Raw genomic sequence first — 11,579 nt, forward strand, 5'->3', positions numbered from 1 at the left:
AAAACTATAACTATGGCAATTAATTTACAGAAAGGTCAAACGATTGATTTAAGAAAAAATGACCGTGGAGAAAGTGTTTACGACCTTTCAAAAGTAACGATCGGTTTAGGATGGGATGTCAGAAAACAAGGTGGTTTCTTTGGGAAACTTTTCAGTAAAGAAGCAGAATATGATCTTGATGCAGTAGCTTTTCTTTTAGACGGAAACGGGAAAGTAGCCAACCTTGGAAAAACGGTACAGACCAATGAAGGCAGGCAGATCGCATTGTATCAGGGTGATGTGGTTTTCTTTAATTCTATGCAGCATCCAAGCGGAAATATATGGCTGACCGGAGATAACAGAACCGGAGCAGGAGACGGAGATGATGAGCAGATCATCGTTAAGCTCGACCAATTGGACGAAAGCTATCAGAAAATATTATTCCTGGTGACCATTTATCAGGGAAAACAAAATAACCAGCATTTCGGAATGATCGAAAATGCCTTTATCAGGGCGGTAGATGCCAAAGGGAAAGAAATTACAAAATACAGCCTGTCAGGAGATTCGAGTATGAACGGGAAATGTGCAATGGTCTTTGCAGAAGCATACCGACACAATGGCGACTGGAAATTCCGTGCTATTGGCGAACCTCATCAGACAGATAATTTTATTGAGATTCTGAAGCAGTACGCATACAGCAATTAAACCTTACTATTGATCAAACTAAAAAGCCGGCAGCGGAAGTTGAAAACTTCCCTGCCGGCTTCAGAATTAATATCATCTTACCATGAGCAGGAGATTATTAGCATACTTTTTACTGGATACTTCAGGTTCTATGAATGGAGAGCCTATCCAGGCATTAAATAATGGATTTAACGGGTTGATAAGCATGCTCCGTGCCGACCCTCAGGCAATGGACAGCCTTCATCTGAGTGTGATCACTTTTGACCGCGAGGTTAAAAATATCATACCACTGATTGATCTGGCCAGTTTTTATCCCATGGAGATCACCTGTCCGGACAGTGGTCCTACCCATACCGGTGCGGCATTGGAAATGGTTTCGGAATTGGTGAAGAAAGAATTGGTAAAAGGTTCTTCAGATGAAAAAGAAGACTGGAGACCGCTGCTGTTTATTTTTACCGATGGGAAACCTTCCGATATCCAGAAATACAGACAGATGATCCCCGTGATCAGAGACCTGGAATTCGGAGCTATTGTAGGCTGCGCGGCAGGTCCGAAAGCAGATGAACAGTTTCTGAAGGAGCTTACAGACCATGTGGTAAAACTGGATACTACCGATGCCATTACACTTTCCTCATTTTTTAAATGGGTAAGTTCGTCCATTACCATGGGAGGGAAATCACAGGGGACCGGAGAAAGCACACCACTGCCTCCGCCACCTTCCGAGCTTAATATTATTATCTAAATCACTTGTCTTTACTATAAATCATGAGAAGACTGCCCATTTATTTTTTAGTCGATGTCTCCGAATCTATGGTTGGAGATCCTATTGAGCAGGTACAGGAAGGTATCGCCAATATCATCAGAGAATTGAAGAAAGACCCCTATTCACTGGAAACGGTCTATATTTCGATTATAGGTTTTGCAGGAGAGGCTGAAGTCATTACGCCGCTTCAGGATATCATTAGCTTTTATCCGCCGAAGATTCCTATCGGAAGTGGTACATCACTGTCGCAAGGTCTTATTAAAGTAATGGATTGTATAGACAGAGATATCGTAAAAACCACTTATGAAAGAAAAGGCGACTGGAAACCTATCGTTTTTCTTTTTACAGATGGGGTTCCTACCGATGATGCGACAAAAGCTATTGAAAGATGGAACAATAAGTACCACGGGAAAGCCAATACTATTGCCGTATCTATCGGTGAAAATACAAATTATAAGCTGCTGGGTACTTTATCAGACAATGTTTTGCTGTTCAATAACTCTGATGAGAATTCCTATAAAGAATTTTTCAAATGGGTGACGGATTCCATTAAAACAACCAGCCAGAGTGTTACCGAAGCTAATAAAGAAGGAATTAATCTTTCGAAAATTGATTCCATTATTCTGGAAAAAGTAGATCCTCAATTGGAACAAAAATTCCCGGATAATAATTTTGTGGTGCTGAATGGTAAATGTTCTGAAACCGAGAAACTGTATTTGATGAAATTCAAGAAAACATTCGCCGAATCAGGAATACCGGGAATGTCCACAAGATATTACAGACTGGATGGAGCGTATAAAATTGATGAAAAAGCCTATTTCAGACTTTCATCTTCTCAGAAAAACAACCTTAAAATATCCATAGAAGAACTTCAGGGAGGTACTTCCTGTCCTCACTGTGCGAATCCTATCGCTTTAGCAACCTGTTCTTGCGGTGGAATTCACTGCCTGAAAGGGGAAGGATACAACAAATGTCCGTGGTGCGGAACTTCAGATTATTACGGGTTTTCAAGCGAAGGATTTGATATTAACAGAACATTAGGGTAGCAAAGAAAATCCTATTTGAGAGATCAAACGAAAGACATGGAAAAAGCGGCTATTTATAGGGAAAAAGAAGAATTTAAAGAAGTCCATCTGGTGCTTAAAAATGCCAGTTCAAAACAGTTTTATGAATTCAGTTTTGAGATGGATGACTTTCCGAATATAAAGATCAAAAATATCGCGAATCTTCAAGAGAGCGGACTTACATTTGAAAATAACAGAATATCCGGTATTCCATACACCAGCAGTGTTCATGATCTTGATATTGAATTCTACCATACCCATGACCAAAATAGCACGGAGATTAAAAAAGTGCATCTGTTCGTTAATGCCGATCCCAAAGACCTTTGGAAAAATATTCCTTCTGATACCAACGATATTTACTATAAACCCGATGAAGTATCTTATCAGGGTAAATTTTCAGACAAAAAAATTACCGTTGTATCGAAGAGAGGTCGTTCCCATGCCCATGAAGGAAAATTCAGGGATGATGATTTTGCGGTGAATGAACTTCCCGGAGGCTGGAGTATTATTTCCGTTGCTGATGGGGCAGGGTCTGCTGTAATGGCCAGAGAAGGTTCAAGACTGGCTGCCGTTTCAGTTAACAGTTTCTTCAATTCTGAAGAAATTTTAACCGAAATCGGAAAAGATATTGAAATCGTTTACAATACTTCTGAATCATCAGAAGAAATAAGGTCCAAAGCCAGAGAGAATATCATAAGGTCACTTTATAAAGGAGTCCTGCATGTATATCATGTTTTGGATAAAACAGCTACGGAAAATTCCTTTTCCATAAAGGATCTTCATACAACGTTGATCTTTGCACTAATAAAAAAGTTTGATTTCGGGTATGTCATTCTTACGTTTGGAGTAGGAGACTGTCCCATCAATGTAATCAGTCCGGAGTTTTCTGAAGTAAAGCTGCTCAATACAATGGATGTAGGTGAATTTGGAGGCGGTACCCGATTTATCACCATGAAAGAGATCTTCAATGATGATATCGTTTCAAGATTTGGAGTGACCTGTGTCAATGATTTTTCCTATCTCGTACTGATGACGGATGGTATTTACGATCCGAAATTCATGACAGAAAGCAAGCTTGAAGATACAGATAGCTGGAAAGCATTTTTTAACGATCTGGACGGAAATAATGATGACCGCACAAAAGTAGACTTTATCAACGCTACCAATATTGATCAACAACTTCTGATATGGACAGATTTCTGGAGCCGGGGAAATCATGACGACCGAACACTGGCCATAATCTATTAAAACATGAAAAAGACCGTTAAAGTTGTTTCTGTTCTGGACACTGCAAAATCCTATGAATATGTGGATGAAAGCCCGATCCGGGGCGGCGTGAAAGATGTTTACTTTTCGCCTGACAGGGAATATGTGGTCGCTTTTTACCGGAATCCTTTGGATGCCGGCCAGAAAGAACGTATCATGAGGATTGTTTCCACCTATCTTGGAAATATACAGAACGGAAATTCATCAGAGTATTTTCTGAACGAAATATTCAGGTGGCCTTATGATATTGTAGAAAAGGATAAACTGACGGGAATTGTGGTTCCCATTTACCATAAAAAATTCTTCTTTGCGAAAGGATATATAGGATCTGATAATATTCAGGGGCAGGATAAAGTCGGGAAATGGTTCACTGCTCCCATGTTCAGGAATCAGCAGTATCCGTTGAGGTTGGATCATTCAGAACTCGGAGATTGGCTGAGCTATTTTCAGATCACCATTAATATCAGCCGGGGAGTGAAGAAGCTTCACCAGATGGGACTGGCGCACTCCGATCTTTCCTATAATAATATTCTGATAGATCCGGTGACGAAATCGGCCTGTATTATTGATATAGACGGTCTTGTAGTACCGAAACTCTTCCCTCCTGAAGTGATTGGAACTGCAGATTTTATTGCTCCCGAAGTTTTAAAGACGAAACATCTTAGCATGCAGGATCCAGGAAGACACCTTCCTAACCAGAAAACGGATCTTCATGCATTGGCAGTCCTGATTTATATGTACCTCTTCAGAAGACATCCTTTGAGAGGGAGTAAAATATGGGATCTGGATTCTGAAAAAGATGAGGTAATTTCCATGGGTGAAAAAGCTCTGTTCATAGAACATTCTCAGGATCCTTCCAATCATGTAAAAGCCGATCACCTGAGAAAATGGGATGCTTTCTGGGGCGATCCTCAAAAGATTCCTTACACCGCTGCGGGTCCTTATCTTTCTGAACTTTTTAGAAAAGCATTTATAGATGGACTTCACGATCCAATCAGGCGTCCTACAGCCAATGAATGGGAAACTGCGCTGCTAAAGACTGCCGATCTGATTCAACCCTGTCACAATCCGGAATGTACTGAAAAATGGTACGTATTTGACAATAGCAGCAATCCGAAATGCCCTTTCTGCGGCACTCCACATCGTGGAACACTTCCGGTTCTGGATCTGTACTTTAAATTCGATGATGAGGTTTGGAAACCTGAGAATCACCGCTTGATGGTGTATCACAATCAGTATTTATTCAAATGGCATGTTTCCAGAAAGGTGATCCGAAACGAAAATCTTACAATGCAGGATAAAATGCCTGTAGGGTATTTTACTTTTCATGAAGGGAGATGGGTGCTGGTCAATCAGAGTCTGACTTCCATGAAAGATGTTACGGAACAGAAAGAGATTCCTCCCGGATCTATGGTTGAGCTTATGAATGGCAAGAAGATACTTTTGTCTGCTGAAGAAGGCGGAAGACTGGTCTTTGTTACTTTGGCGAATCAGTCATAAAAAATCCTATAGATTTTAAAAAACTTAAGTGTACTTCTTCTACGCAGAGTTTTAAACTTTAAAAATAACTTAATTGTAAAGCTTTTGTGACTTTTGTTGTTGAGAAGAATTTGAATAGGTAAAGGTTTCAGGAGCCTTAGTCCCAAGTAATATTTGTCGTCAGTGATAGTATATTTAAATCCCTCAGATTTCTCAGATAAAGCAGATTTGAATGATGATATAAAAATGTATAGATTTTTTAAAAACTTAAGTGTACTTCTTCTACGCAGAGTGTTAAGCTTAAAAAATAACTTAAGTGTTAAGCTTTTGTGACTTTTGTGGTTGAAAAGAATAGGAGCTTCAGTTCCCTTGAAATTCCATAAAATAAGAATGTTCATCTTCACCCACCGTTTTAAAACCTAAACGGGTATATAGATGTTGAGCTTTATTGGTTTTTAAGACACTTAATTCTACTGTTTTTCCTTCTTTAGACGCTTCTTCAAGAATGTCTTTTAAAATCATTTTTCCGAGTCCTTTGCCCTGTTGGGTGGGATCTATTTGCAGTTGCAGAACCTCCGTTTTATCATCAGCTTTGTTGATTTTCAATAATCCGGCAGGTTCATTATTTAAAAGGATAATATGGGCTTTGTCGAACTGATAAAGAATTCGCTGAAGTGTTGTTTCTCTGTCTGTTGGGAGATGAGAATCGGTGTAATGCGGATTCATGGTTTTCGTTCTGAGATCAAGAAGATAATCAATGTCGTTTTTTGAAGCTTTTCTGTAGGTAAGATGTGTGTTCATAGTATTTACTTTAATCCGATTTTCAGTCCCATTTCATTTTTCATATGCAGCAGAACTTCAGCATTTCCTTTGGCATCATCTACAGGATGGTGCGTATGTTCTGTTTTACGGAGATGCTTCCACTGCGCGAAAGTATCCTTTTCCAGTCCGCAGTAGAGATCAGAAAGCCTTCTTGAAGAATAGCCGAACGGATTTTTTCCGGTGAAATGATGAAAATACCAGCAGATGAACATCCAGTCGAAACCGTTGTTATCACTGATGAAAATTGGCCTTCCTTTCGAATTTTCTTTGATCCATTCTTCAAATTCCAGCATGACTTCTTTAGGATCATCAAAACACATGGTTTCCTCCCTGCTGAATCCGGAAACCGCTAAAGCATCCGGATTGAATTTTTCTGAAATAGGTTTCAGTTTTCCGTAGAAAGTAGTATCCAATGCGTCATTCACAAGGACTGCTCCAAAGCAGACCATCGAAAAATCTCCGGGAATCGGGCCATCCGATTCAATATCGACCATAAAATAGCTCATCTTTCGTCTTTAATCAGACGAATATAATTAAAATTATGCACCCAATCCCCCGATTTTAAACAAGTTCGAAAAAACTTAGTTTCCCGATTTTTATTTTAGTCTCCTTTAAAAGCTCAATTTCCTGATCAGGATCCGTTATCTTGGTATCATTAATCTGAATGCCTCCGCCTTGGATCATTCTTCGAATGGCCGATTTGCTGAGGTCACTTTTAAGCCGGCTGCACAATTCCACTGCTGTCACTCTATTTGCTTGAGATTGAAATGAGGCTAAAGATACAGGTTCGTACACTTTCTCTTCAAAGTTTTTATTTTGAAACTGACTACTGAAAAATTTTTCTGCAAGATATGCCGCTGATCGATCATGGTATTGCGTAATGATATTTTTAGCGACTCTCTTTTTGATATGCATTGGATTTTCTCCGTGTTCTAATTTTAATTTTAAATCTGATTTTTCTTCAGAAGTAAAGTCAGAAGCGAGATCAATAAATTCCTCGATCAGGCTATCCGGAATCGACATTGTTTTTCCAAACATTTCATTCGGTTCATCCGTCAGACCGATAGTATTGTTCAAAGATTTACTCATTTTTTCCTTACCGTCAAGACCTTTCAAAAGAGGCATGCACATCACAATCTGTGCTGGCATCTGATGAACTTCCTGAAGCTGTCTTCCCATGGTACAGTTGAAAAGTTGATCCGTTCCGCCCATCTCAATATCACATTTAATCTGTACCGAATCAAAGCCCTGAAGGATAGGGTATACAAGTTCATGCATCGCAATAGGCGTGTTTTCCGTAAATCTTTTATTAAAGTCATTTCTGTGCATCAGCTGAGCTACGGTAACTTTTGACATCAGCTGGATGACTTCTGAAAAACTGAGGGCATCCAGCCAATCAGAATTAAAAACAATTTTCGTTTTTTCCACATCAATGATCTTAGAAAGCTGATTGATGTAAGTTTGTGCATTGTGATTGACATCCTCAACACTCAAAGGTTTTCTGGCCTTATTTTTTTCCGTAGGATCACCGATTCTGGCCGTAAAACTTCCAACCACAATAATGATCTGATGCCCCAGATCCTGAAACTGTTTCAACTTTTTAAGTACAACAGCATGCCCCAGATGCAGATCCGGAGCAGTAGGATCAAATCCCAGTTTGATCATTAATTTTCTGTTTTCCAGTTCCGCCTGTTTGAATTTTTGTTCCAGACCGTTTTCCGGAAGAATAATGGCTGCATTTTCTTGTAATGTACTGATCATAATTATTTGGTTTTAAAACAAAAAAAGCCCGGACAATGCTGTCCGGGCTCTATATTGATATTAGATTATTCTTATTAAATTACAGATATAGAAAGTCTTCCCGAACGTTTGGCCGGGTAGTAATACTCACTGAAAAAAGGAAGACGCAATATGCTGTTTAAATGTTTCATTGATAATGTAAATATAAAAGCTTTTTGATGGTAATACAATATTTAAACCATTAAGTTCCGCTGTAAAGTTCCATATCAGTTAAGATTTATAAAAAACTTACTGTTCTTTAACAGTTTATGAATCCTAATGGTTTAAAATAAAGGTTTCAAAACAATTTTACTTATCGCTCTTGAAGCTAATTCCATGCCATAAATCCCTTATAAGCAAAATAAAGAATCGTTATAAATAAACTGTATTTGATGATTTTTTTGATCAGCTTATAAGTCCTGAATAATAGAGGACTGACTGTCTGTTTTGCTGCTAATTTTTCCATTATTGATTGGTTTAAAGGTTAAAAACAGGTTGTGAATAGGTATTCCTGATCTGCTCTTTCCATATTTCCACTTCCTCAGGAGAAGCTTTATCAGCTTTGTCAAAAAAGAAATGCTGAATGATTTCAAAACCGCTGTAGATAAAAATTCCGTTATCCGAAGTAAGGGTAAGTGCTTTATCCATTCCCATACGTTCATATTCCTCATGGGATTTTCCGTGGGTATTGATAATGACTGCTTTTTTACCTTTCAAAAGCCCTTTTTGTACCCCTTGGTCATAACGGTAGGCAAAGCCGTAGCTGAAAACGCGGTCGATATAGCCTTTCATAATAGCGGGCATTCCGGTCCACCAGATTGGATAGATGAAGGTGATCTGATCAGCCCGGGAAATATATTCCTGTTCCGTTTTTACATCATCCGAAAGCTGTCCTGCCAACTGTCCCTGCATATCTTCCAGTGAAAAGACCGGATCAAAGCCTATTTTGTTAAGGTCTCTGATTTCTATTTCGTGATTTTCTTTTTCCAGACTTTCAATAACGGTTTGAAGTAGACGGTTATTCAGGCTGTTTTCATTGGGATGGGCGTAAATGATTAAATGTCTCATCGTTTTATTGTTTAAATTAATGAGACAAAAGTAGAGCAACGGGAACTGCAAAAATTGTAAGAAAACGAAAGGAATTATTCCGGTCCTGAACGACAGATATCCTTCTGAAACTTTACATACTGAGAAGGGGAAATACCGATGAAATGTTTGAAGTCATGAATAAGCTGGCTTTGATCGTAGTAGCCACATTCGTCGATAATGCTGAACCATTCGATCTTTTTCCGGTTTGCCAGTTCTTTTTCAATCATGTCAATTGCTTTGAGAAAACGGCTGTAACGGGCAAGCTCTTTATAAGAATACCCGAACTGTTCTTTCTGCTTGAGCTGGATGTTTCTTTCACTCTGATGGGTTTGTTCTGCGATGGTTTTTACGGGATTCAGGCTGATGTTTTCAAAATTGCTCAGCAACCGGCTTGTTTCGTCCTGATCCTGAAGATAAGGCATACAAAATTTAAGAATATGGTTGGTTTTTTCCTCAGGAGAAGAGAATTTTGAGATCTGATGCCAAAGATCCGTAAAACAATTGTCCTGCAAAAGTTCGTCCGGATGTGTTCCTTTATTAGAAATCATAGCTTTTCCAAAGAAGCGGTAAAAAGCATCGTCCTTAAAATTGGCGACCAGAATAGAGCTTCCCGGAGGTAATGTATAGTCAAATACCTGACGAACAGGTCCTAAAACAACACATTGATTCACCTCAACAGTAGTGTTTTCCTGAGTCGTCATAAAAGCATTAGCTCCAAAGCAGAAGAGCATAATCGTTTGGTAGGAGGGAAGCAGTGTCTTGGTAACAGGATTGGGAGAACTATTTTCTGCGAAATAAAAATGCGTGAACACGGTTTCAAATTCTTTGGGAACTGATATTTTAAGCTGGTGATATTCTGGCTGTGGTTCCTGCATTTTTTGGATTCTATGAGTTCAGGTCTTTCTCCATTTTATAGTTGGTAAGATCAATTCCTTTTACATTCACCGTTTGCTCTGTGATCACCCGAAACCCCATTTTTTCAAAGAAAGGTCTTGCTGTTTTGCTTACATCGGCAGCCAATGTTTTTTCTTTCCGGATGGTGACTTCCTGCTCTATAAAGGTATACATTTTCCGGGCAATTCCCTGATGCTGAAAATCTTTGTGAACGAAAAGAAGATCAATATAATTCCCTCGTTCAAGGGTACAAAATCCTGCCATTTGCCCATTGATTTTGGCTACGATTACAAACTGACTGTCCATCACCTGCATCCATCTTTCTTCATTTTCCGTTCCTGATCTCCAGGCTTCGATCTGCTCGCTGTTGTAGTCGTTTTTACATACCGAAGTAATGGTATCTGTAAAAAGTCTGCGCATTTCCGACAGGTCACTAATATTTCCTTTTCTGATGATCATGACTCGCTGATGTATTTTTCTATATAAAGTTTCTGCTGTTCCTCAGTAAGCAAAGGATAAAACAGATTCATCTGAATAAGTGCATAATGCTTTACCGCCTCCTCTTTATTCATCTTGAAAGCAAGACTGTTGTGAATGATCCAGTTGTCTGCGATGATGAAAATTTGTGTGGTAAGGCTTCTCAGTATAAAATCAGGAATGTCATTTCTGAAAATGTTATTTTTCTGAAAACCTTTGAAAATAACCTGAAATTCATCCTTTCTCGTAACGTTGATGGATTCATACTGGGATTCTATGGCCGGGATATTTTTTAAAATATCAAAAAAGTTCATAAAAATAAAACGGAAAGAATAAAAAACATCATACGTTGAAAAAGTAAAATGATAAAGATCTTCCAGTGTTTTGTTTTCTATTTTCTGGAGATCATTCAGTAAAACGTCCATTTTAAGGATCAGTTCAGAAAAAAGGATCTTAATAATATCTTCCGAATATTTGAAATGATAATGCAAATTTCCCGCACTCATATTCAGATCAGCTGCTATATGTCTTGTTGTGATATTATTATAGCCTTTTTCATTAAATAACTCTAATGCTTTTGATAATATTTTATCCTTCGTTTTCATGCATCAAATATAAGAGAGTTTAATTTATATTTCAAAATTAGAGCATTTGTTCTAATTTTAGTATATTTGCATCAGAAAATCGATCAGGATGGAAGGAAAAAAAATGTTCAATTACGAAACCACCGAAAGCAGAGATTCCCCAAAAGGAAAAGATGTGCAGGAGGCCTTAGTGAAAATACTGCAGATTATCATCGGATTGATTATGGCGATACTTCATATGTGATGAAAAATACAATTTCATATTGGTTTATGTTGGGACTTGCAGGCTGGGCTTCCATCATTTTTCTTAGAAAAATCGGGATTCTTATTCCGGTGATCAACAATCATTTTACAGATCTCATCACCGTTCCCATGTACGCTTACCTGATAAAATATCTGATGAATGTTATATTGGGATATCACTGGCAGCCTGATTTTAAATTTATTTTGACTTCCACAATATATCTGTCACTGCTTTTTGAAGTGGTCTGTCCGGTACTTTCAGAAAGATTTACTGGAGATATTCTGGATGTTGTGGCTTATTTGACAGGAGGTATGATCTATTATTTAATGAAACTAAAGAGTTTTCGGTTCGCCAGATTTTATTTTAAAACAGGAAACCGACAGAAATCCTGAATAAATCAGAATTCTGCCGGCTAATATTTTTGTAGCAGCATAATCAAAGTTATCTGCTCTTTA

15 protein-coding genes are annotated in these 11,579 nt (G+C 38.4%); 7 read left to right on the plus strand and 8 right to left on the minus strand.

Annotated elements, in window-relative coordinates:
* Positions 1-12: 12 nt before the first annotated feature.
* From NZD88_RS09405 to NZD88_RS09425, 5 genes are all read left to right on the plus strand, one after another.
* Positions 13-684: a TerD family protein gene (locus NZD88_RS09405; RefSeq protein ID WP_259828868.1), complete on the plus strand. Its 672-nt coding sequence runs from the start codon at positions 13-15 to the stop codon at positions 682-684.
* A gap of 82 nt (positions 685-766) precedes the next feature.
* On the plus strand, positions 767-1,405 hold the full coding sequence (locus tag NZD88_RS09410) for a vWA domain-containing protein (protein WP_259828869.1): 639 nt from the start codon (positions 767-769) through the stop codon (positions 1,403-1,405).
* A gap of 23 nt (positions 1,406-1,428) precedes the next feature.
* Entirely contained in the window at positions 1,429-2,472 is a 1,044-nt protein-coding gene (locus NZD88_RS09415) for a TerY-C metal binding domain-containing protein (RefSeq protein WP_259828870.1), read from the plus strand.
* Between the two features lie 15 nt (positions 2,473-2,487).
* Entirely contained in the window at positions 2,488-3,738 is a 1,251-nt protein-coding gene (locus NZD88_RS09420; protein ID WP_259828871.1) for a PP2C family serine/threonine-protein phosphatase, read from the plus strand.
* Positions 3,739-3,741: 3 nt separating this feature from the next.
* Positions 3,742-5,256: a helix-hairpin-helix domain-containing protein gene (locus tag NZD88_RS09425; protein WP_259828872.1), complete on the plus strand. Its 1,515-nt coding sequence runs from the start codon at positions 3,742-3,744 to the stop codon at positions 5,254-5,256.
* Between the two features lie 339 nt (positions 5,257-5,595).
* Here NZD88_RS09425 and NZD88_RS09430 read toward each other — a convergent pair whose 3' ends face one another.
* From NZD88_RS09430 to NZD88_RS09465, 8 genes are all read right to left on the minus strand, one after another.
* The gene (locus NZD88_RS09430; protein ID WP_259828873.1) at positions 5,596-6,036 is read right to left on the minus strand and encodes a GNAT family N-acetyltransferase; all 441 of its coding nucleotides are present in this window, start codon (positions 6,034-6,036) and stop codon (positions 5,596-5,598) included.
* A gap of 5 nt (positions 6,037-6,041) precedes the next feature.
* Entirely contained in the window at positions 6,042-6,563 is a 522-nt protein-coding gene (locus NZD88_RS09435; protein ID WP_169234907.1) for a 3'-5' exoribonuclease domain-containing protein, read from the minus strand.
* A gap of 55 nt (positions 6,564-6,618) precedes the next feature.
* Positions 6,619-7,818: a tyrosine--tRNA ligase gene (gene tyrS, locus NZD88_RS09440; RefSeq protein WP_259828874.1), complete on the minus strand. Its 1,200-nt coding sequence runs from the start codon at positions 7,816-7,818 to the stop codon at positions 6,619-6,621.
* A 346-nt stretch (positions 7,819-8,164) separates the two neighbouring features.
* The gene (locus NZD88_RS09445; protein ID WP_259828875.1) at positions 8,165-8,302 is read right to left on the minus strand and encodes a hypothetical protein; all 138 of its coding nucleotides are present in this window, start codon (positions 8,300-8,302) and stop codon (positions 8,165-8,167) included.
* A gap of 11 nt (positions 8,303-8,313) precedes the next feature.
* Positions 8,314-8,904 carry an NAD(P)H-dependent oxidoreductase gene (locus NZD88_RS09450; RefSeq protein WP_259828877.1) on the minus strand — a complete coding sequence of 197 codons (591 nt, stop codon included), beginning with the start codon at positions 8,902-8,904 and terminating at the stop codon, positions 8,314-8,316.
* Positions 8,905-8,978: 74 nt separating this feature from the next.
* Positions 8,979-9,800: a helix-turn-helix domain-containing protein gene (locus tag NZD88_RS09455; protein ID WP_259828878.1), complete on the minus strand. Its 822-nt coding sequence runs from the start codon at positions 9,798-9,800 to the stop codon at positions 8,979-8,981.
* Positions 9,801-9,810: 10 nt separating this feature from the next.
* On the minus strand, positions 9,811-10,278 hold the full coding sequence (locus NZD88_RS09460) for a GNAT family N-acetyltransferase (protein WP_259828879.1): 468 nt from the start codon (positions 10,276-10,278) through the stop codon (positions 9,811-9,813).
* Positions 10,275-10,901, minus strand: a complete 627-nt coding sequence (locus NZD88_RS09465; RefSeq protein WP_259828880.1) for a TetR/AcrR family transcriptional regulator — start codon at positions 10,899-10,901, stop codon at positions 10,275-10,277. Before NZD88_RS09465 ends, NZD88_RS09460 begins: the two co-directional genes overlap by 4 nt.
* Positions 10,902-10,989: 88 nt before the next feature.
* On the opposite strand from NZD88_RS09465, the gene NZD88_RS09470 reads away from it, so the two are divergent.
* A complete protein-coding gene (locus NZD88_RS09470; protein ID WP_259828881.1) occupies positions 10,990-11,124 on the plus strand; it encodes a hypothetical protein in 135 nt (44 codons plus the stop codon).
* Positions 11,124-11,516, plus strand: a complete 393-nt coding sequence (locus NZD88_RS09475) for a hypothetical protein (RefSeq protein ID WP_259828882.1) — start codon at positions 11,124-11,126, stop codon at positions 11,514-11,516. Before NZD88_RS09470 ends, NZD88_RS09475 begins: the two co-directional genes overlap by 1 nt.
* The last annotated feature ends 63 nt before the right edge of the window (positions 11,517-11,579 follow it).

Origin of the sequence: Chryseobacterium pyrolae (assembly GCF_025153485.1) — a bacterium.
Lineage (GTDB): Bacteria > Bacteroidota > Bacteroidia > Flavobacteriales > Weeksellaceae > Chryseobacterium > Chryseobacterium antibioticum.